Raw genomic sequence first — 21,667 nt, forward strand, 5'->3', positions numbered from 1 at the left:
ATGAATCTGAGACCGAAAAAAATGCCGATCAGCGCAGCCATTCTGTGGGTTTACTCGCTTTTTACGTTGTTCGTGCTTGTCTATATGACTTACCAATCGTTCCGTCCCAAGAAGGATCTGTTGTCAGCAACCTTCGCGTTCCCCAAGCATTTGGACTTCGGAAATTATCGTAAATTGTTCATGGAACAGGGCTTTTTCACTTATTTGCTCAATAGTTTATTGATCGTAGCGGCCGCTTTATTCCTTGTGGTCATGTTATCGACAATGGTGGCTTACGGCATAGGGAAATTTAAGTTTAGATTTAAAAAAGGCGTGCTGCTCTATTTTCTAATCGGTTTAATGTTCCCCGTGCAGCTTGGCATTGTACCGATCTTTCTGCTTATTCGTCAGATGGGTCTGCTGGATAGCCAATTCTCTGTTATTCTCGTTCTGGCGTCAGGGCTTTCCATGCCTGTTTTTTTGCTGACGACTTTCTTCGCCAATCTGCCAAACGATCTCTATGAATCTGCCAAAATCGATGGGGCTGGTGAATGGACCACGTTTATCCGTGTCATGTTTCCACTAGCCAGCCCGATTACGTTCAGCATCTGCATCATTATGTCGATGCAAATCTGGAACCAATTTTTTGTACCGCTTATATTTCTGCACAGCGAGTCGAAGAAAACGATACCACTCATGATAATGAAATTCACCAACAATGCCATTTACAATATGGATATGGCTATGGTGGGCTCTGTTATGGCGACGGTGCCGCTGCTCATCCTGCTTTTTTTATTCTCGCGCAGAATCATCGAAGGTGTTGCATCTGGCGGTGTAAAAGGATAAACCTCCAACTAACGCCAATCTTGATTATACAAATAAGGAGGAAAAGGACATGGATCAAACAACGATTATCAAGCTTCGCACGGAATATCTGGATTGTCCGCTAGGGATTGATACGACGGCTCCGAAGCTCGGCTGGATTATGCAATCCAAGCGGCGAAGCGCGAGCCAGAGCGCTTATCGCATCATTGCAGCTTCTTCCCAGCAAGTTTTGGATCAAGATGAGGGGGATCTGTGGGACAGCGGCGTTGTTGTCAGCTCCCAATCCCAGCATATTGTCTATTCCGGCAGCCCGCTGCAATCCGAACAGAGAGTTCACTGGAAGGTGCGCGTCTGGGATGAACAAGGGGAGGCCTTGGCTTGGAGCGAAACGGCGTCATGGACGATGGGGCTGCTCAGCCGCTCGGAATGGAAAGGCTGCTGGATTGGCCGTGCAAGCGGACGCAAGCCTTCCCGCGAAGAGCCGCTGCCTGTCGTTTATTTGCGCCGCTCGTTCCGCTCGGAAGGCGCAGTTCGGAGAGCGACTGTTTACACTACAGCGCTGGGTGTGTATCGGCTTCACCTAAATGGAGTGCGTATTGGAAACGACGCGCTCACGCCGGAATGGACCGACTATCATGTACGTACGCAATATCAAACCTACGATATTACCTCCTGCATTCAAAGTGGAGATAACGTGATTGCGACGATGCTGGGACACGGCTGGTATACCGGTTATATCGGGATGTACGGGTATCAGCGATATGGCATGGAACCTTCGTTTCTGCTTCAAATGAACATTGAGTACGAAGATGGAACGCGCCAAAGCCTCTCTACAGACGATGATTGGAAGGCTGGTTTTGGACAGATCGTCGGTTCTGATTTGCAAATGGGAGAGAATTGGGACGCACGGCTAGAACCCCATGGTTGGCAAGAGCGCAGCTTTGATGATGCCAGATGGGCTCCCGCCTCACGAATGCATGATTATCGAGGGAAACTCGTTGCCCAAATGTCTCCGCCCATTCGGGCTCTTCAATCCAGAACCCCAAGCGATATTCGAAGATTAGCGGAAGACACCCTATTGGTGGACATGGGACAGATGACGAGCGGCTATCTTAGCATCGTTGTGCAAGCAAGCGAGGGCACTCGTTATACGCTGCGCTATGCAGAAGCTTTGGATGAAGAAGGCCGTCTGTATACGGAGAATCTCCGTTATGCCAGACAGACCGATACTTACATCTGCCATGGCAGCGGACGTGAGACTTTTGAGCCTGTTTTCACTTATCATGGCTATCGATATGTGGAAATTAGTGGTGGACCAGCACTTCTAGCTGAGGATATCGAGGGAATTGTCGTTTACTCCAGCCTACCGGAGGTAGGGACACTGGAGACTTCGAATCCGCTTGTGAACAAGCTGATCGACAACATCCGCTGGACGCAGCGAGCCAACTATATGAGCGTTCCGACGGATTGTCCGCAGCGTGACGAGCGGCATGGCTGGACCGGCGATGCGCAGATTTTTGCCCCGACGGCTGCTTACAACATGGACGTCTCGGCTTTTCTGGCCAAATGGCTGAACGACATGGAGGATGGGCAGAGGCAGACGGGCGCTTTCACTGATTTTGCGCCTTTCATCTTCGGTCCTAAGACAGAGTTTGACAATGATTTCACGTACACTCACACCGCCTCTGCGGGATGGGCGGATGCGCCGCCGATCATTGCTTGGCTGCTGTTCGAGAGATATGGAGACAGCCAATTATTGCGCAAGCATTATGCCTCCATGAAACGTTGGATGGACTACAATGAAGCCTTGTACCCTAGCGGAATCCGCCGTGACGCTCCGCAGTACGGCGACTGGCTGTCGATCGACGAAAGACCGTTCGCGGAGACAAAGGCGGAATTCGGTTGGCAAGTGGATACTCACTCGACAACCCCTTATGACGTATTTGCGACCGCTTATTGGGCGAATGGCGTCAAGCTGATGTCCAACATTGCACGCGTCATCGGCGAGGAAGCGGACGCCGCTTATTACGATAAGCTATACGAGTTCGTACGAGAAGCTTTTATCCGTGAATTCATCAGTGATGCGGGTGAAATCAGGGGCGATACGCAAACGGTTTACGCGCTTGCTTTGGCTTGGAGCTTGGTGCCGGATCAGCTTAGAGATGCCGCGTTGACGCGGCTTGTCGGGAAGATCGAAGCGGCTGGCGATTTAGCGGCAACGGGCTTTCATGGTACGAAGCATCTTATGGAAGTTCTTTCAGAGAATGGTCATGAATCGCTTGCTTTCCGTTTGCTGCTCAGAGAACAATATCCTTCATGGCTGTATTCGGTTCTTCAAGGGGCGACAACAATCTGGGAGCGTTGGGATGGATGGACGGTGGCGAATGGTTTTCAGGACCCAGGGATGAACTCCCTCTGTCATTATGCATTCGGCTCGGTTGGCGAATGGCTCTACCGTCATGTAGGGGGGATTCGTCCCGACCCTTCCACACCTGGTTTTAGTCGATCAGTGATTCGTCCACGACCATTAGGCGGTATTAGTTCAGCCAAGTGTGAGTATGACTCGATTCAAGGTCTTATTTCAACGCAGTGGACGCTGCAAGACGACGTATTCGAGCTCATGCTGACTGTGCCTGCCAACGGAACTGCCTTTGTTCATATGCCTTCGGAGGAAGGAACACCTGTGACAGAAGGAGGGCTCCCTGCGGCGAGTGTGCCTGGAGTTAGGGTTATCGGCAGGGAAGGGGACTGCGAGGTTTTACTCGTTGAATCGGGAAGCTACCAATTCAAATCCTTTTATGAGACTTCGCGACATAAACAAGCTGAATAAAGACCCCAAAAGGGCTGTCCATCAAGGTCTTGTCATGACCTCTCGGACAGCCCTTTATTTACTGCTCAACAAAGGAGATCTCGTTTATAAGTACGTCATTTGCCATTTCGTTATTCTTCCGCGCGGCACCCATTCGACGACAAGCAGATTTCCTTGGTTGTCGAGGCATAACGCGTGCGGGGAGATGAAATGATCATCCTTCCACTCTGACTCGGGAATGTTAGGCCAACGTTCATCCTCCCATTGGTTAGGGTTCTCACCGATATGCGTGATCACCCGAAACTGGGCATCCGTTATCGTCACGCGACTATTCAAATCGGGAATATAGTAGTGGTTTCCATCACCAACCAGATCACAGGGCAGCAGGAAATCACCGACATAGGTGCGCAGCAGCTCACCGTCTAAGGTGAAACAAGGAAAGCGTTGATTTCTTCGATCGGCCACGTACAATAGCGGCTCTGAGCCACTTGTATCGATCCATATGCCATGGGGTTCTTGGAATTGCCCGTCACAGCTGCCCCGACCGCCCCAAGAGCTGAGCCATGTTCCAGCATTATCATAACGGTGAATGTAGTACTCCCCATAGCCATCGACCACATAGATATCTCCATTCGGAGCAACGCTCACATCCGTTGGCTTGAATTGCTCTGAAGAAGGATATGCGGTTGGGAGAGGGGGAGCGCTGATGGTCAGCAGCTCCCGTCCATCCAATGTGTATTTGGCAACCAGATGCCTGGCAATGTCAGTCAAATACAAGAATTCTTCGCCGTTAGCTTCGCGGCTCAGATGCAGGCCATGGGCACCGCGGGCGAATGCCTCGCCCCAAGAGTACAGATAGTTTCCTTCAGGGTCGAGAACAACAACAGCATGATGGCTCATGTTGAAGATAAAGATTCGGTCCTGAGAATCAACGGCGATGCCGTGCGTATAGCCCAGCTCCATGCCGCTTGGCAGACGAGGCCAGCTAATGACCGGCTTGGCGATCAAGCGCGGCTCAGACATTGGCTTTCACCAGCAGCGGGAAACGTGGTCCTGCAATCGGCTCGCCTGCCTTCAAGCCCAGTCCGTTTGTCACGGGATGTTCCTTGCCATCGAACGTGACGCCGTCCGGCGTGAAGATGATAGCCAGTACACGGCGAGGTTTATCCGTGGAATTCGCATGGGCATAGTGGAAGGTCAGGCCGTTATGAAACGTGCAGCTTCCCGCTTTTAACGGAACAATAACGGGCTTCTGACCCTCGGCTTGACCTCCTTCGATATAGTCGAATATATTTTGCGGGTTGAGGAAATCGATGCCTGTCAGTTTGCCGAGTTTGTGGGATTTGGGCACGAAAGCCATGCAGCCATTGTCCTCGTTCACGTCGTCAAGCGTTATCCAGATTGACATCATGCCCGCTTCGGATTCCTGAATGGGCCAGTAGGGGGTGTCCTGATGCCAAGGCGTCGCTTTGGAATCACCTGGCATTTTCCAAAGTCCATGATCGTGGAAAAATCGCATACCCGAGGCGCCGGACAGCTCGAGTGCCGATTGGGCGAAACGGGGGTGGAAACTGTAGGATCCCATTCCTGCATGGTCGCGCCAAAGGTTGATTTTTTGGTTCAATACGCGGTAATAGGAACCGCCTTTTTGATCCGCTGCTAAAGATCGGTCGCTTTCCGTTTGCATAGCTTCTTCCAGATAGACACGCAGCTCCGCCAGTTCTTCCGAAGTCAGCATGTTGTCCACCTGCACAAATCCATTTTCCCTATAAAAGTCGATATGGTCTTGCGTAATCGGGGTTTGTATTTTTGAATGTAAGTTCATAGTTTAAATCCTCCTTGTGTCTGGGTTTAAAGCAATTATAATAGGAGGAGAGCAGAAGGACGATGGAGAAATTTCCTCATTATTTGTAAAAAAGTCGAATCAATATAAGGTGAAATAGATGAGTGAAACATTAAGAGTTGATTACCGAACACTGTCTCCTTATGTCCGCTATGTGCATGAGGTTGAGCTTCCTGCAGGAAGCCGATTGCCGAAGCGGCATATTTACGATTATGAGTTTATTTATGTTCTCAAAGGCAGCGGTACAATCTGGATCGAAGAACGGTCCTATGCGATTCGGAGTGGCGATCTTGTGCATATCAGGCCCCATTTGGCTAATGAGATGCATATTGCGGATGAGGGGCCAATGCTTTGTTTTGCGGTACATTTTGATTATGTCTTTCTTGGAGAGGGCTTGGATTTTTCGCCTTATTCTGTGTATTTGGGCAGGAAAGCGGAAGGAGCGGAGTCTAACGGAGAGAGCTGGCTGGGTAACAGACCTACCGTAGTTCTTGCGGAGATGGAGATTCCGGAGAAAATGCAGCCCTTGGCCGCTCAGCAATTCTATGAAGTGTTCCGGGAGCTGCAGCATTGCTTCGAGGAATCGAGAACCGATGCACCGCTGCGGCTCAAAACGTTATTGCTTCAGTTAATCGGACACATCCATAGTGAACTGATGTCCAAAGAAGGCGTACGAATAGGGCATTCTCACGCAGATTTGGTGCTCGATGCCATCACTTATATGGAAGCGCACTTTACTGAGCGAATCAGTTCGGGATTGCTGGCCAAACGCGCGGCCCTTACACCCAAGTATTTCGGGACGATATTTCGGCAGGCAACCGGACAATCCGTTGCTGATTATTTGCTGCGACTGCGAATGGAAGAAGCCAAGAGATTGCTGCGTGAAAGAAAGTATACCGTACAGGAAATAGCTGAAATTATAGGCATTGGTGATCTGTATTATTTCAGCAAATTATTCAAGCGGGTCGAAGGTATCCCTCCCAAACGATATGCGGATTCCATCTTATGGCTGGAAAGAGGAAAAGAATAAGTTTCAGGATCGTGGTTTAGCCAAAAATTACATCTAAATTTCATCTTGTTTTAATAAATCGGCCGTATAATTGGGATGATAGTGCTTTTGCACTTGATTTATATGCTGGAGGGATACTTGTGTTTATTCAAAAAATCAGAAAAATTGCCGTCATCACAACAATTACCGGACTTATTGCAGCTTTCCCAATGTCGGCGTTTGCGGCAACGAATTCGGCGACCCAACACGCATCGGTACATACCAGCAAACAAACAACTGCGGTGCAGTCCCAGAAGAAAAATCTTGAAAGTCAGCTTGCCAGCATTGAAAAATCAATCGAAAGCACTAAGAAGCTTTTGGAACAAGCGAAAGCAGCAAAATCCAAGTCGAAAATTACGAAATACGAACAGAAGCTTAAATCTTTAGAAGCTAGTGAAAAGAAAATTAAAGACAAGTTAAAAGCGTTAAAATAGCACGGGCTCCATGCGGATGTTTCCAAAATGTACGAGTCCCAATTTCTAATCCTTTAATCATGAAAAGCTCCTTCCGCGATAGGCGGAAGGAGCTTTTGCAATTAAAGGACGCGGCGAGCTGTGCTGTAGTGGCTGCTCCACCAGTTTGAATTTAAATCCGAAATCGTCACGCCAGGGCTTCCATAGGTATGAAGAATCTTACCATTTCCCATATAGATGCCTACATGGTGAATAGGGGAATAGAAGAAAACTAGATCACCAGGTTGCAACTGATTCCTAGGGACATAAGTACCTACATGAGATTGAGCCTGGGATGAGCGCGGCAGATTTACGCCAGACTTCCCATAAACATATTGCGTAAAGGACGAACAATCAAAAGAACGTGTACTGCCTTTAGGTGCTCCAAATTGATATCTTACGCCCATGTATTGCTTGCCTGTTGCTAGGATACTATTAGCCTTAAGTGCTGTTGAAGTAGCAGTTGCTGTTGTGACACTGGCAGCATGTACGGCTTGTGGAGATAAGACAAGATTAGCTGATAGCAACAAGGAAGCGCTTAGTGTGATTCCTAATAGCGATTTGCTTAGGCGGCTGTTTCTCATAGTATTCATGATAGATATCCTCCTCAGGATCGAGTTTTAGGTTTTCACCTGAGAACACCTTATCACATCTGGAAATCCCTAAAATATACCATGCATTGCGATATTCCTTGTCCAGACTGGGAAAAATCGTTGCGATTAGAAATCTATGAGAATCTAATGAACATTATATCCTTGACAGAGAAGGGACAATTCAATTACTCTAATAAATTTGTCATTCATATTCGAAATACGAAAAAGGAGGATGTTTACACGACGATTAGGGAGACTGCCGCTGACTTCCTGAACAACGCAGATCTGGAATTGGGCTTAACCATCACGATCTTTGTCATGAGCGGTCTCCTGCTCATAACGCTATTTGGATATCGAAAATTTGAAAGCCCCGCTGGGGGGCTGGAGTGGCATGTGGTTGTTTCACATGGGCAAAAACCTGCCATAGTGCAGGCTTTGTTAACAAAATCATCTGAAAAGAGGAAAAGCCTGCGATTATGCAGGCTTTTCCATCTTTTTCATCCCAAAATCAGAAATATGCCGTAAAAACATGCATAATTGCAGGAATTTCGTGATTCTCGGCTAAACCATGCTTCAAAAGATGTATAATCGCAGGTTTATTAGAAGTACAACTAGGCGGAGGCTTATCCCAGTCATCGCAGAAATGAAAGGGGACTTTTCTCAAGTATTTTCTTGTTGGAGTGCTTCTCGTGGCAGCTCGATAAAAAAGGTGAAATGCCCATTCGAATGGGTCAGCCCAATTCGTCCGCTATGGAGTTCGACGATGTATTTGGTAATGGATAGACCCAGTCCTGCACCAGTAAGCATGTCGCGATCGCGCCGCGAAGGCTCCGCCTTATAGAAACGTTCGAACAAAAGCTTCTCTTGTTCCTCGGTTATCGGGATCCCCCAATTCTCAATGGCAAGCACAATTTGATTGTCATGTTCGGTAAGTCGAACGGTAATTTCACCGGATTTCAAGGAGAACTTGAGTGCATTCATGAGCAGGTTATCGATTGCCCGAACGAACTTTTCCACATTCACGTTAGCAAAGAGGGGCTTCAATTCCCAATCTTTCCTGACCGTTAGGGAAAGTTCTTGAGCAATCGGTTCGAACTCAATGATAATTTGCTCAAGCAAGCTGCTGAGATCAATTATTTGAAAGGAGAGATTGACTTCGCCGCTAGTTAGACGGGTATACTCGAAGAGATCGTCGATCAGCTTTTTCAATTGCTGAGTCTTATTAAAAGTGTTATTGATGTATCGTTTATGTTCATCCAGGTTTTGATAGTTATCGTTTTTGAGCAGGTTTAAATAACCGATGATGCTTGTCAAAGGCGTGCGCAAATCATGGGAAACATGTGTGATAAGCTCCATTTTGGAGATCTCGATTTGTCGTTCTCTATTCATCATGCTTTGCAATTGCTCTGCCATGTAATTAATGTTCTGGGCGACAACCCCCAGCTCGTCTTGACTCGTTAAAGGAACACGATAATTGAGATCCCCCTTGGCTATCGACATGAGCCCATCGGCAAGAGTCCGGATGTAACGGACGATATGACGCATCAAGAAGAAGGATACGAGCAGGAAGATGCAAAGAAAGGACAGGAAGGAAGTGGTTGCAGCTACTAATTCAGGTATGGCAATATGAGGAAGTACAAATACCCAAATGTTAGCGAGAACTGTTGTTCCAAAAAATGAAACAATGAGGCTTAAAAGGAGCGACCCCAGCAAGCGCAGCCGAATGCTTTTTTTCCAGTTCAAGAGAGAGAGGAAGTCACTATTCAACTTTATATCCCACTCCCCAAACCGTTTTGATGAATCGCGGCTCGCGTGGATTGTCTTCAATCTTCTCGCGAATATTGCGCACGTGGACCATTACCGTATTGTCGGAAAGAAATTTATCTTCCTTCCAAACGTTCCTGTAAATTTGCTCCACGTTGAACACCTGCCCACGATGGCCGGCAAGCAGCTCAAGAATGGAAAATTCGATTGGCGTAAGTGTCGCTTCTTTACCGCGGATTGTCACCAGATGCTTGTTTTTATTGATTACCAAATCGTCGATTTCCATGAAGCTATTATCGGTGGCTTTGCTGACTTCGGTTCCTTCAGTGAACATCTGCCTGCGCAGCTGTGCCCTTACTCTGGCGATCAGCTCGAGCGGATTAAAGGGCTTGGCTAAGTAGTCGTCCGCTCCCGTGGTAAGACCTGTTATTTTGTCAATATCCTCTCCTTTGGCAGAGAGCATAATAATAGGGATTTTGGTCATTTCTCTTATTTTGAAGCAAGCCTTGATACCATCCATATTAGGCATCATGATGTCGAGTATAATCAAATGAACTGGCTCGCGGCGCAGCAATTCAATTGCTTGAACGCCATCCTCAGCTTCAAACACCTGGTATCCTTCATTTTGCAAATAGATGCGAATCACATCGCGAATTTCCGGATCGTCATCGCTAACGAGAACCTTCATCGTCATAAGGAATCCCTCCTTTGTTGGTTTTGCCTCTGGCATAACGGATGAGTGCCCAAACCACGATAATCACGAATGGGACCCAAATGAATCGTAAACTATATTGGTAAATTACATTTCCGGCTTCCCAGGCATGATCACCGATGTATCGTCCAATCATAAAGTACAGAAATGTCCAGACCAGACCCGTTGTATAGGAGTAGAGGGCGTACCGTTTGAATGTCATTTTATGAGAACCGACCACATAGGGCATTACATGACGAATGATGGGAAGAAAATAACTGATGCATATTCCAAAGTTACCATATTTTCGCACAAGAGTCTCTGAAAAAAGTAAGTATTTCCCCATTTTTTTCTTGCGCTGCAATTTAGCTAACACAGGTGAGCCCACGTATCTGCCAAGCACATAACCTAAAGATAAACCTGAACAGACACCCATATAGGTCAGAATAAAAGCGGGAAGAGGCAGCAGCAGCGCGTTAACCGTCACGGCACCACTAGTCATGACAATAACTTCATCCGGAATCGGTATGCCAACGATGCCAAGCCATAAAGCCAAAAATAGAGCTGCATAGCCATATTGCTGAATAAGTGAAAGAAGGGTTTCATAATTCATAAATATTAGCCTCCTTATATGGATTTGTCATTCGCTTCAGGGTAACCTTTTGCGGCAGACGTATACGAATGCAGGGGGGACATTCAAGGGTACAAAATGAATATGCTCGATATCGAATTGTCGGTTGAGACGTTTTCGCATCTGCTGCGAATATTGGAAGGCGATAAATAGACCCCCAGGTTTCAGTGAGACTTGGATTTGCTGAATGAGCTTCTCGCGCAATGGCTCTGGAAAATTAAAAAATGGAAGTCCACTTAAGATGCAATCCAGTTCATTGATTCCTTCGCTCTGCACGGCCGATTGAAGCAAACATGCGTCCTCATGGCACGTATAGTCGGGAAATCGTGTAATCAATTGGCCGCGCAGGAATGAGTCTTTCTCGAATAACACAACTTGTGTATCTTCCAGTAAGACGTTATTCATCTGCTTGGTTATGGCGCCTGTACCTGCTCCCAGGGAACGGATTCGAGCATCTTTTTGGCTAGATAAACGGAGCTGGGTGTCACGCTGCCAATTTGCTTCGGCGCACGCATGAACTTATATAGAAAAAGCAGTTGATCTTTTATACCACTCAACATGTAAGTGATTCTCTCCCTTCGGTATTTCCGATGACTACATCGTAAAGAAATATTCTGCAGAACGAACGAAGAAAAATATAAAGGAATTCTGAAGAAAAACTGAATAGTCATTTGAATCGCCGGTTGAGGGAAACGAGAACGCAAAAAGACCGCCAGTACATGCGCGATCTTGTCGAATTCATATCAGATTATCTTTGCTTACTGGATGGAATAGTTGACCCAATCCCCTTGGACTCCGCCTAATTTATCAAATAAGTGCTGCGCTCGCTTATTCTCAGTAGCTGTTATCCATGACATGTAGGCATATCCATGATCTCGCGAATAATTTTGACAGTGTACAAACAGTTCGGCTTCCACTTCTGTATGTCTAAACGGCTCAAGCACAAAGAGATCATTCATAATCGTGATTTTGTCAGCTTTCATCGTACTAAATGCAAAGTATAAGGTAGCAAAGCCAATTAATTTCCCATCTTGTTCTGCTACAAACTGAATACCTTTTTGCTCTTCCAACATCGTTTGAATCAAAGCATGTACTTTTTCGGTAGCTGGTCTAGGTTTTTGATAAAAACCAACGATGTATTCGTACATTAACTCGGTTAAGTTGTCTAGATCATTAGGTTGAGCATTTCTTAGATAAAGTGTCATGGTAAATTCTCCTGTTTTGTCTATTAGTTTTGTATAATAATACATTATAGTGAATATATATGCAAATCAATTAAAGTTTTTTCATAGTTAGCAGGGCAGGCTGTCGGGTAACCCTTAGGAATGCATGTCCAAAGTGGAAAATGGTAGACGATCTCAAAAGTTTCATATAATGTTAGATCAAAGGGGTTGTATTCACATAGAGCAGGGTGACGAAGTCATATTGATTACCAAACTTTGAGTTGGGATGGAGTGGTTATTCTATGAGTTTGAATGTGAAAAACGAGCTTTCTTTGCCCCGCAGCACCCCTGAGGCACAGGGTCTGCCCTCGTCAGCCATTGTGGCATTTCTGGGAGCGGTGGAAACACAGAATCTGGAGCTTCATAGCCTCATGCTGCTCAGAAACGGTTTCGTCGTCACCGAAGGCTGGTGGAATCCGTATGTAGCTGAGCTTCCACATTTACTATTTTCGCTCAGCAAAAGTTTTACTTCAACCGCTATCGGTCTGGCCGTTTCGGAAGGCATCCTCTCTCTGGACGATCAAGTTTTATCGTTTTTTCCTGATGAGACGCCGAATGAGGTATTGCCGAATTTGTCTGCCATGCAAATTCGGCATTTGCTGATGATGGGAACAGGACACGCGCAAGATACGATGGGCGCGCTTACAAAGAGTGAGAACGGCAACTGGGTCGAAGCCTTTCTGCAGCAGCCGGTCGAGTACGCACCGGGAAGTAAATTCATTTATAACAGCGGGGCTACTTATATGCTTTCTGCTATTTTACACAAAGTAACCGGACAATCTCTGATGGACTACTTGCAGCCGCGTTTGCTCGATCCACTCGGGATCTATCATGCAACGTGGGAAACATGTCCGCGAGGCATTCAGGCAGGTGGATGGGGGCTTAGCCTTACAACGGAAAACATCGCCAAATTCGGACAACTTTATTTGCAGCAGGGGATATGGAACGGAGCTCGTATCATTCCTGAAGAATGGGTGGCCGAAGCAACTTCGAAGCAAATTTCGAACGGCGACGGCGGCGAGAGCGATTGGGCTCAAGGATACGGCTATCAATTCTGGAGCTGCCGACATGATGCATACAGGGGCGACGGTGCGTTCGGCCAATTTTGCATCGTAATGCCGCAGCAAAATGCTGTCATTGCGATTACAGCAGGACTGAATAATATGCAAGCTGTACTTGAAGCGGTATGGACGCACTTGCTGCCAGCTATGGCGCCAACACCACTGCCGTATTTAGAGGAATCCGCAATCGAATTAGCGGAGCGGTTACAGCAGTTGCGCATACAACCACCGCAATTAGGGATCTCATCTCACAATGAAACGGTGTTTGCCGGGAAGTATCAACTTGAGGAAAATAGTCTGCGTTGGGACACGTTCGCTATTCGCTTTGACGAGGGTGAAGCCAGCATCAACATTAGGGATCACATAGACGATCACCATTTCCGGTGCGGCCGGGGGGCTTGGATCGAACAAAAATCCCAATTGAATCAAGGCTTGGAACAGCAAATAGCAGCCAGCTTCACTTGGAGAGATTCGGATACGCTGGAACTGACTGTGAGATTTTTAGAGACACCGTTTTGCCATACCGTCGTTTGCCGTATAGAGGGGACACAACTCATATTCGAAATTACTCCGAACGTTAACTTCGGGCCGCGAGACACGCTACTGATGAGAGGCGAACGGTTTTAATTAAGAGATACGGATAGTTTAATAAAAAAGGAGTAGTTGCCATGGCAGCTGCTCTTTTTTTCGTATATTGATTAGTTCCATATAATGGGTTATATTTGGGTAGATACTAGTACTAGGTACTAAAAAAGGAGAGATGCAGTTGAAGTATTTTATAATCACTGGGACATCGCGCGGTCTAGGCGAGGCAATTGCCTATAAGCTGATTTCTCCGGACCATCACTTGATTTGTATATCAAGAAATATCAACGAAAGCTTAATGGCAAAAAGCAATAACATGGATTATCTGGAATTTGATTTAAACAACATCGAACAAGTAGATACTCTGATGGAAAAGGCATTCAGTAAAATGGATAAGGCAAATATCGAAGGAGTCTATTTGATTAATAATGCAGCAGTCATTTCGCCGCTATCGCGGGTTGAACAAGGAAGTACTCAAGAATTTAAACATAATCTTACCGTGAATTTACTTGCTCCGATGTTATTGACCTCATTATTCATTCGTTTATCCCAGGAACTTCTGGTTGAGAAACGGGTACTGAATATTTCTTCCAGCTCTGCTAAACATCATCTTCCTGGAATGAGTGTTTATTCGGCTTCAAAGGCTGGCTTGGATGTTTTCACGCAATGTGCTGGGGTCGAACAAGGAAACAATGCATTCGCTGTGAAGGTAGTATCCGTTTGGCCAGGGATGATTGATACGTGTTTACAGGAAGAAGCAAGAAATACAAATCAAGAAACGTTTGCTTCTGCGGAAATTTTCAAAATGGTAAAAGATCGCGGGATGCTTGCTACCCCAGCTGCTGCAGCTGAGCAATTAGTCCATTTATTGCTTGGGGATCAATTTATTCAGGGCAATGTTGTTGAAGAACTCTACGGATAGCGGCGGGTGTTATGCCAACAACAATCAAGAAACAACCGCGCATCGCAATCATCTGGAGAGGCTAATGCTGATTGTACTTTCTGAGTGTTGAGAAAAAAGAAACACTACTCAACGCTTCAACTTGCATTGGAATAGTTGATATTACTGAAATTTAATAATGCTGAAGCAGATCTTTTGCTTACGTGTTGAAATTTTATCAATACGATCTCAAAGGACTTGCACTTATCGCAACACTTTACCATATTCTGATTTCAAAATACGTTGAAGGGAAGAATCAGGTTAAAATACTTTCATAAGAAGAGGTGAAGGAGAATGTGTTATTATTGTATCGTTTGTTCAAGACTACACGATGACAGATATAACCATGGAAGGGTTTTTGAGAAAGGATTTTATATAGATACACGTACTGGTTCAAGGATTCATCTAGGTATGTGTGACGAAGAAGACAATAGATTGATACAAGATCATATACACCAAGCAGTCCAAAATAATAGTTCAAAGATGGATAATATACTCATTTCTTTATCTACACATGATTATATTAAGGAATTCGTTGAGAGTTGGAGAGCATAATAATACTCGAAAAAGGGACGCTAACGAAGAAGGATAGTTCAATAATGAGAGGGCTGCCGAGAGGAAGCCCTCTGTCACTTTTAATAAGTAAGTAAAGAACACAATAGCGTGCGATTTAAATCACCTGATTTAAACCGTTTTCTGGTGACAACGGAAGACACTTGGATTAATGTCAGGCGGAAGCATCTGCTTAAAGCCATCGCTTCTTGAGCCAGACGCGGTAAACAACGTAGACGGCAGCCAAAAAAAGGACATACACGCCAACGGACAAAACGAGCTTGCTGGTGCCGGCAAACAGATTGCTGCCGATGAACGCAAACAGGAGCATAGCAGGAATTTTGCCCAACGCGGACGCAACGGCGAATGTAACGACCGGAACGGAAGTAATGGCAGGAATGACATTAACGACAGCTTGAGGGATAACCGGGATGAGTCGAGCTAATAAAATAGTCAGGAACGGATTTTTTTCAATCGCGGCTTGGAGCTTTTCCAACTTCTCGTACTTGGACAAGTAAGCACGGCCCTGCTTTTGAAACAAGTAGCGTGCCAGCCAAAAAACAATGACAGACGCGACGGAAGCGGCAGTCCAACTGATCAAAGCGCCCAGCAATGGACCGTACATGAACCCGAGCATGCCGATTACTATTTTGTAGGGGATGACCGGTACGATAATAAACCCAAGCGCAGCTGCAAAAATAAGCAGAACTGGCGCATCCCCATATTGCATCCAATGCAAAATTTCATCCTTGAATACATAGACAATGAGTATGAGTACGAGATATATGCAGATGGTATACCATTTCTTCATTTGGTAGTGTGTCTCCCTTAGTCTGATTCTTTCTTCTGGCCGTGTTGATCATATTTAGTGTAACACACAAACATTCTTCATTGAATTATGACTGATTTTATTCAATTTGTTGAAAATATTCAAAATATTTATTAAGCACCTTATTATTCGATGAAGAATGAATCGTGGCTAGATCGTATGGATCTAACAGGGAAGATTTCACGTTATTATGGTATGAACGACCAGTACACCGACAAAGCAGGGAGGCGGATGAGCATCCCTATTTTGACTTATGCGTAAAAGTTTCGTTTTGCCGAACAAAACGGTTATTTGGCGATCGATATTTCCCTTCTGGCTACACAGCAAATATTAAATGAAATCCAGTTGGGTGAGCACGGGCTTGGCATGATAATTGATCAATTTGGAACGATTGTTTCCTATCCCGACCCTGAGCAAATCAATACAAAGCTGGATCCGAGCATTTTTACTAATATCAGCTCCAACCTCTCTGGTTCCTTTTACAGCGCCAAATCGAAACAAATGATCGTTTATCAAACGATAACAGGTACCGACTGGAAAGTTATTGTTATCGTACCTTACGGAGACCTCGAGGCGAGTTATGATATTAATGATATTAAATTATGGCACTATTTCTCCGTCGGTAGGATGTACCATGATGTAGCACCGCCAACCATGCTGCAACGATCAGCTTTCCAGCTAAAGTAGCGATGAAGGTCCGGTTTATTTGCAAGGTGGATGGGAGCCCTGTCAATACCGGACCGACAATCAAAGGACGCTCCGCGCTCTATCAGAGAAACGTTCAGGCGGAGAGAGAAAATAGTTGCAATTTTCACATCATTTTGAGATCATAAAGTTGAGAGAAGGTGACTGAAAGTATGGAAATCATTCATCGTGTTTCAACATCACACAAAGCTATTGCTTTTACATTCGACGATGGCCCTAATCCAATCTATACTCCGCAATTGTTAGATATTTTCGAAGAGGTTTCTGGTCAAGCTACGTTTTTCATGATAGGTAAACAAATCGAACTTTATCCCGAGACCGCTCTGGAAGTCCATGTCAGGAAACATGAAATTGGAAACCATTCTTACTCCCATCCTCATATGACTCAAATTAGTTTGGACGCATGCGAGCGCGAGCTTGTCGATACGGAGAGCATAATTACACAGGTAACAGGCGTCCGGCCTGCTGTTATGCGTCCTCCATACCTCGACTATAACTTGGAAATCCACGCGATCACTGCCAAACTGGAGTATCATGTCATAGGAGCTCTCAACGGAGAAGCCAAAGATTGGGAGATGCCTGGCGTAGAGCATATTCTCGATTCAACCCGAAAGCAGGTTGGATGCGGGAGCATCCTTCTCTTTCATGACGGCTTCGGGGACCGCTCTCAAACCATCGAATCCGTTCGAATTTTGACCAAGGAATTAACAGAAGAAGGATATCAGCTTGTAACGGTTAGTGAGCTCTTACATATGCGGGAATCTTAATCAAAAATAGTGATCGTGATAGTAAATAGAATCTCGAAAAGAACCTAGCCGTTGGCTAGGTTCTTTTCGTTCATGTTGTATTTGTGTTAACGAACTCAATCAATCTATTACGCGGCTTGAAGTCGTAAAATGGAAACACATTGTTCGTCGATGTTCCTTCGACTGATTGGTACCATGCGGTTGGAACCCCACATCCAGCCCTCCCCATGGACAAAAGCATGGGTTTACACGCAAAAGGACCGTCAGGATGTTTTCCCTGACGGTTATTCTTAGTAATGAATGATTGGTGTACGAAAAGCAGGAAGCCCCTTTTTCCAGAAGAATGGATGAAGTGCAAAGCTTGTTCCACTGGATTTATTACAATGAATAGTTAGTTTGAAGAGCTTGAAGGACAATGGCATTGGATAAACTACAATGGATAATCTAAGAAGCAGGCACTTTGAGGTTTAATGAATATTTCCATTGGAGTATTTCCAATGAAAACAGGCACTTAACCCTTTGACGGCTGATTTCAATGGACAAATTCCAATGAGAAGTATAGTTTGTTGTACCTGCACGATAAAACCTATCTCTAAACGCCGTGAAAATTGAACGTAAGCCAAATTTGTTCCAAAAACTTCTCGGACGAATAGCCTCGCTCTTCTTTTTGAAAGGAATAGGAATCACTGCTTAACGCCATCAGCAGCATATCGGCTTTGAACACGCTGTCCGGTGGAGTCTGTCCAGTTGCCGTCATTTCGTCCAACAGTCCGACGAGCAGTTGATGCAGCTCAACATACAGTGGACTTTGCGTTCGGGATCTAAAGCGATTCGACGTAGTGGATTCCTCGACGCCTGTAAGCAGCTGGGATTTTTTCTCCCTGAACCGGATAAATAAAGTGAGGACGCCTTTTAACCGCTGACTGGCAGGTGCTGTCCGATTTTGGGTCAAATGAGCTTCAATACTATCAAAAAGAATAACGATGTTTTCTTTCATCAAATCCAGGCATAATTCGCTTTTGTTGCGATAACGGCGATATAGCGTACCTGGACCGATCTTTGCCTCTGTGGCAATTTGATTCATGCTGACCTGTTCGACGCCGTTATGCTCGAATAGCCGGATGGCTGCATCTAAGATGCGCTGGCGGTTCTCGGCAGCATCGCGACGTTCGGAGCGTCCTTGATTTTCTTCTGTATCATTCACGATTTCATCACTTCCTAAACATCAATTGTGAAGCAATATTGACAAGTGGAGACATCTCCGCTTATTATAAATGGAGAGTTCTCCGCTTAATACTAACATAATAAAAAGGAGCGTTCAAGATATGCTAAATCAATCTAGTCACACTGCGCTTTTGCTCATGGATGTACAAAATGCGATTACTTCGCGTTTCGCGGAACTTAGCGAAGCGTTGGTTCCGTTCCAAAAAGCTTTGGAAACAGCGCGGCGAAACGGCATCCCGGTTATTTTTGTGCGGCTCGCATTTCGTGATGGCCATCCTGAGATAAGTCCGCGGAACAAGTCGTTCTCACGGATTTCTGAATCGGGATTGGGCGCCATGAGCCCAACGGATGCAGCTGCGCAAATTCATTCTTCTTTGGAGCCTATGCCGGGCGAGCCAATTGTGACTAAGCTTCGTGTCAGCGCATTTGCCGGTAGCGATCTGGAAGTCATCCTGCGTTCCCGCCAGATCAACACGCTGGTTCTCGGCGGCATTGCCACGAGCGGCGTCGTCCTATCGACATTGCGTGAAGCAGCAGACAAAGACTTTGCGCTTACTGTACTTTCAGATGCCTGCCTGGATGCCGACCCTGAGGTTCACCGTGTGCTCATTGAGAAAGTTTTCCCGCGTCAAGCGGATGTCATGACTGCAGCTGCATGGGCAGAAACTTTGGATTAATAATCAGGGTCCTTATTGGCCCTGCGAAAGAAGGCTTAACTTCATGCCGATATGGAAAAGAAACTTAATCGTTTGCTGGTTCGGAATGTTCGTTTCCGGCGTAGGAATGAGTATGCTTGCTCCTGTATTGCCGCTTTATATCCATCATCTTGGAGTTACGAATACAGCCTCGATTGCCCAATTATCCGGATTTGCATTTGGGATAACCTATATTATTTCAGCTATTTTCTCACCGATATGGGGACTTGCTGCCGATAAATTTGGGCGTAAGCCGATGCTATTGCGGGCAAGCCTTGGTATGGCGATCGTAATCGGCTGCATGGGATTCGCCACTAATGTGTATATGTTAATAGGATTACGATTATTGCAGGGTGTAATCACAGGTTATGCTACAGCTTGCACGACATTAATTGCGACTCAAACGGATAAGGAACACACGGGGTATGCGCTGGGCACCATTTCTACAGCAAGTATTGCCGGCTCTTTGCTTGGACCTTCGATCGGCGGTTTTATTGAAGAGGGGTTTGGCTTGCAAAACGTTTTTTTCATTACAGGCGGGCTGCTGCTGATCGCATTCTTAACAACTGCCTTATTCGTCAAGGAATCTTTCACTCGCGAGGATAAAAAACTTCTGTCGCTCAAGGAGTTATGGCGGCTCTTACCTGAGAAAAGTTTAACGATCACCATGTTTATCACTTTTTTTGTATTAACGGTGGCTTTATATTCGATAGAACCTGTTATTACCGTTTATATTACCCAATTGTCCCATAATTCCAGTCATATTGCCCTGATTGCCGGACTAACTTTCTCCGCGTCGGGACTGGCGAACATCGTTGCAGCGCCAAGGCTTGGCAAACTATCAGATCGCATTGGTGTCCACAAAGTGATGCTGTTCTCGCTTGTTGCGGCTGGAATCATTTTCATACCGCAAGCTTTCGTCGGCAATCCGTGGCAGTTGATGGGCCTTCGCTTTGTATTAGGATTAACGGCAGCGGGGTTGACGCCTTCTGTCAATGTCCTAATCAAGAAAATAACGCCGGCTTCCTTGACGGGCAGAGTATTTGGATTTGCTATGTCAGCAGGGTATCTAGGTGTATTCGGAGGTGCTGTTCTAGGGGGACAAGTGGCGGCTTGGCTTGGTGTCCAATATGTATTCCTAATCACCGGTGTTTTGCTATTGTTGAACGCGATATGGGTATATTATAAAGTCTATAGGAAGCTCAACAACAATGAGAAGCTCGTCATGTGAGACGCTCAAGTCAAATGCAAGAGAGGAGCTTTTTTTATGCAGATAAAATGGTTTGGCCACTCATCTTTTTTACTTACATCTGAGGCTGGAACAAGGGTTCTTATTGATCCTTATTATAAATTTCTTGGCTACCGCATGCCAGTTCCCATTGAATCGGATATCGTTGTCGTAACGCATGATCATGGAGATCATAATAAAATTAAGGCTGCTTCAGGCGACTACCTGCTTGTGAATGAGCCAAAGGCTTACGTCCGCGGCGATGTGATCATTAGCGGATTTAAAACATTTCATGACAAGGTAAATGGTCAGAAAAGAGGGCCTAATATTATTTTTCGCTTCCATATGGACGGTTTGACGGTATGTCATTGCGGTGATTTGGGACATCTGTTGACGGAGGAACAAGTGCAGCAAATCGGCAAAGTGGATATCCTCATTGTTCCCGTTGGAGGGAGGATGACGCTTGATGGGGCAGAGGCAGCTCAAGTGATGCATCAGTTGCAGGCCACTGTTGCAATTCCGATGCATTACAGTACCAAAGCTTTGGGGATATTGGGACGAATTGTTTTCGATAGAGCAGATAAGTTCATTAACGCTGTAGGACAGAAGTCGACGGAAGTAAATACTTTGGAAGTAAGCAAAGAAAACTTATCCCGTTATGCCGGTGTCGTCACCATGTCGTACAAATAAATATGAACAGAACTTTGGATAAGGGCGCCCAGCAGGCGTCCTTATTTGGTTTCAACTCGTGAAGTGCCTAAAACTTTGCTTGCAAGTTCCGTGAGGTGTGCGCGTTCAGACTCAATAAGACCTTCGATTACGGCATTTATTTGATGCTTGATCTCGTTGCCGACCACATCTATAAGTTGCTGTCCGGCAGAAGTTACTCTTACGTTGAATCCACGCCGATCAGTTGGAGAGATCGTTCGTTCGACGAGTCCACGACGTTCAGCTCGATCGACAAGACCGGTAATACTGGATTTGTCTAGGCCTAGATATTGGGCTAGCTGCAACATGCTCGGCTCGCGATCCCGGAGGATTCCGAGCAGTCGAATTTGAATAATGGAGAGATCATGGCCCGCTCCAACTCGGCCGAGAACTGTCTGGACAAGGTAGGATAGTTGTACTAAGCTATCGACGATCGAAAGTTCGCTTTGATTATCAGATGGGGCCTCATTGTTCATGGGATTCACTCCAGATTTCGCTGTATTTGGACACTCATTCTCTTCACATTATACCACAGC

The 21,667-nt window shown here is 45.8% G+C and carries 23 protein-coding genes and 1 pseudogene; 13 read left to right on the forward strand and 11 right to left on the reverse strand.

Going from position 1 to position 21,667, the window contains the following annotated elements; all coding sequences use genetic code 11:
- On the forward strand, positions 1-825 hold the full coding sequence (locus tag BC351_RS14985; RefSeq protein ID WP_079413338.1) for a carbohydrate ABC transporter permease: 825 nt from the start codon (positions 1-3) through the stop codon (positions 823-825).
- Between the two features lie 49 nt (positions 826-874).
- Complete coding sequence (locus tag BC351_RS14990; protein WP_079413340.1) at positions 875-3,634, forward strand: alpha-L-rhamnosidase; 2,760 nt, start codon at positions 875-877, stop codon at positions 3,632-3,634.
- Between the two features lie 84 nt (positions 3,635-3,718).
- On the opposite strand, the gene BC351_RS14995 is transcribed toward BC351_RS14990, so the two are convergent.
- The gene (locus BC351_RS14995; protein ID WP_079413342.1) at positions 3,719-4,636 is read right to left on the reverse strand and encodes an NHL repeat-containing protein; all 918 of its coding nucleotides are present in this window, start codon (positions 4,634-4,636) and stop codon (positions 3,719-3,721) included.
- A complete protein-coding gene (locus BC351_RS15000; RefSeq protein WP_079413344.1) occupies positions 4,629-5,438 on the reverse strand; it encodes a phytanoyl-CoA dioxygenase family protein in 810 nt (269 codons plus the stop codon). The genes BC351_RS14995 and BC351_RS15000 overlap by 8 nt, the downstream gene beginning before the upstream one ends.
- Positions 5,439-5,556: 118 nt before the next feature.
- Here BC351_RS15000 and BC351_RS15005 point away from each other — a divergent pair, with 118 nt between their 5' ends.
- Positions 5,557-6,486: an AraC family transcriptional regulator gene (locus BC351_RS15005; RefSeq protein WP_079413346.1), complete on the forward strand. Its 930-nt coding sequence runs from the start codon at positions 5,557-5,559 to the stop codon at positions 6,484-6,486.
- A gap of 119 nt (positions 6,487-6,605) precedes the next feature.
- A complete protein-coding gene (locus tag BC351_RS15010; protein WP_079413348.1) occupies positions 6,606-6,938 on the forward strand; it encodes a hypothetical protein in 333 nt (110 codons plus the stop codon).
- 101 nt (positions 6,939-7,039) lie between these two features.
- On the opposite strand, the gene BC351_RS15015 is transcribed toward BC351_RS15010, so the two are convergent.
- Positions 7,040-7,549, reverse strand: a complete 510-nt coding sequence (locus BC351_RS15015) for a C40 family peptidase (RefSeq protein WP_244209001.1) — start codon at positions 7,547-7,549, stop codon at positions 7,040-7,042.
- Positions 7,550-7,696: 147 nt separating this feature from the next.
- On the opposite strand from BC351_RS15015, the gene BC351_RS15020 reads away from it, so the two are divergent.
- Complete coding sequence (locus BC351_RS15020) at positions 7,697-8,074, forward strand: hypothetical protein (protein WP_079413350.1); 378 nt, start codon at positions 7,697-7,699, stop codon at positions 8,072-8,074.
- Between the two features lie 135 nt (positions 8,075-8,209).
- Here BC351_RS15020 and BC351_RS15025 read toward each other — a convergent pair whose 3' ends face one another.
- The 5 genes and pseudogenes from BC351_RS15025 to BC351_RS15045 all read right to left on the reverse strand — a co-directional run bounded on the left by BC351_RS15025 (position 8,210) and on the right by BC351_RS15045 (position 11,840).
- Positions 8,210-9,316 carry a HAMP domain-containing sensor histidine kinase gene (locus BC351_RS15025; RefSeq protein WP_079413352.1) on the reverse strand — a complete coding sequence of 369 codons (1,107 nt, stop codon included), beginning with the start codon at positions 9,314-9,316 and terminating at the stop codon, positions 8,210-8,212.
- A complete protein-coding gene (locus tag BC351_RS15030; RefSeq protein ID WP_144028401.1) occupies positions 9,309-10,007 on the reverse strand; it encodes a response regulator transcription factor in 699 nt (232 codons plus the stop codon). Before BC351_RS15030 ends, BC351_RS15025 begins: the two co-directional genes overlap by 8 nt.
- Entirely contained in the window at positions 9,985-10,617 is a 633-nt protein-coding gene (locus BC351_RS15035; protein ID WP_079413354.1) for a DedA family protein, read from the reverse strand. The genes BC351_RS15030 and BC351_RS15035 overlap by 23 nt, the downstream gene beginning before the upstream one ends.
- 36 nt (positions 10,618-10,653) lie before the next feature.
- Positions 10,654-11,195, reverse strand: a pseudogene (locus BC351_RS15040) (class I SAM-dependent methyltransferase).
- A 198-nt stretch (positions 11,196-11,393) separates the two neighbouring features.
- Positions 11,394-11,840, reverse strand: coding sequence for a GNAT family N-acetyltransferase (locus tag BC351_RS15045; protein ID WP_079413356.1), 447 nt, complete (start codon positions 11,838-11,840; stop codon positions 11,394-11,396).
- Positions 11,841-12,100: 260 nt separating this feature from the next.
- Here BC351_RS15045 and BC351_RS15050 point away from each other — a divergent pair, with 260 nt between their 5' ends.
- From BC351_RS15050 to BC351_RS44330, 3 genes are all read left to right on the forward strand, one after another.
- The gene (locus tag BC351_RS15050; RefSeq protein WP_079413358.1) at positions 12,101-13,546 is read left to right on the forward strand and encodes a serine hydrolase domain-containing protein; all 1,446 of its coding nucleotides are present in this window, start codon (positions 12,101-12,103) and stop codon (positions 13,544-13,546) included.
- A gap of 139 nt (positions 13,547-13,685) precedes the next feature.
- A complete protein-coding gene (locus BC351_RS15055) occupies positions 13,686-14,426 on the forward strand; it encodes a (S)-benzoin forming benzil reductase (protein ID WP_158082096.1) in 741 nt (246 codons plus the stop codon).
- Between the two features lie 312 nt (positions 14,427-14,738).
- Positions 14,739-14,999: a DUF3973 domain-containing protein gene (locus tag BC351_RS44330; RefSeq protein ID WP_079413362.1), complete on the forward strand. Its 261-nt coding sequence runs from the start codon at positions 14,739-14,741 to the stop codon at positions 14,997-14,999.
- A gap of 190 nt (positions 15,000-15,189) precedes the next feature.
- Here the strand turns inward: BC351_RS44330 and BC351_RS15065 are convergent, their stop codons facing one another.
- Positions 15,190-15,807 (reverse strand): TVP38/TMEM64 family protein, encoded by a 618-nt coding sequence (locus BC351_RS15065; protein WP_079413364.1) that lies wholly within the window; start codon positions 15,805-15,807, stop codon positions 15,190-15,192.
- Positions 15,808-16,191: 384 nt separating this feature from the next.
- On the opposite strand from BC351_RS15065, the gene BC351_RS15070 reads away from it, so the two are divergent.
- Positions 16,192-16,512, forward strand: a complete 321-nt coding sequence (locus BC351_RS15070; protein WP_244209002.1) for a PDC sensor domain-containing protein — start codon at positions 16,192-16,194, stop codon at positions 16,510-16,512.
- A 170-nt stretch (positions 16,513-16,682) separates the two neighbouring features.
- The gene (locus BC351_RS15075; protein WP_079413368.1) at positions 16,683-17,297 is read left to right on the forward strand and encodes a polysaccharide deacetylase family protein; all 615 of its coding nucleotides are present in this window, start codon (positions 16,683-16,685) and stop codon (positions 17,295-17,297) included.
- 571 nt (positions 17,298-17,868) lie between these two features.
- Here BC351_RS15075 and BC351_RS15080 read toward each other — a convergent pair.
- On the reverse strand, positions 17,869-18,480 hold the full coding sequence (locus BC351_RS15080) for a TetR/AcrR family transcriptional regulator (RefSeq protein WP_079413370.1): 612 nt from the start codon (positions 18,478-18,480) through the stop codon (positions 17,869-17,871).
- A gap of 121 nt (positions 18,481-18,601) precedes the next feature.
- Between BC351_RS15080 and BC351_RS15085 the strand changes: the two genes are divergently transcribed.
- From BC351_RS15085 to BC351_RS15095, 3 genes are read left to right on the forward strand one after another with little or no spacing between them, the layout of a single operon-like run.
- Positions 18,602-19,177 (forward strand): cysteine hydrolase family protein, encoded by a 576-nt coding sequence (locus tag BC351_RS15085; protein WP_079413372.1) that lies wholly within the window; start codon positions 18,602-18,604, stop codon positions 19,175-19,177.
- Between the two features lie 43 nt (positions 19,178-19,220).
- On the forward strand, positions 19,221-20,426 hold the full coding sequence (locus BC351_RS15090; protein WP_079413374.1) for a multidrug efflux MFS transporter: 1,206 nt from the start codon (positions 19,221-19,223) through the stop codon (positions 20,424-20,426).
- A gap of 36 nt (positions 20,427-20,462) precedes the next feature.
- The gene (locus tag BC351_RS15095; protein ID WP_079413376.1) at positions 20,463-21,113 is read left to right on the forward strand and encodes an MBL fold metallo-hydrolase; all 651 of its coding nucleotides are present in this window, start codon (positions 20,463-20,465) and stop codon (positions 21,111-21,113) included.
- 41 nt (positions 21,114-21,154) lie between these two features.
- Here the strand turns inward: BC351_RS15095 and BC351_RS43910 are convergent, their stop codons facing one another.
- On the reverse strand, positions 21,155-21,607 hold the full coding sequence (locus BC351_RS43910; protein ID WP_079413378.1) for a MarR family winged helix-turn-helix transcriptional regulator: 453 nt from the start codon (positions 21,605-21,607) through the stop codon (positions 21,155-21,157).
- Between the last annotated feature and the right edge of the window lie 60 nt (positions 21,608-21,667).

The organism is Paenibacillus ferrarius, from assembly GCF_002027705.1.
GTDB lineage: Bacteria > Bacillota > Bacilli > Paenibacillales > NBRC-103111 > Paenibacillus_E > Paenibacillus_E ferrarius.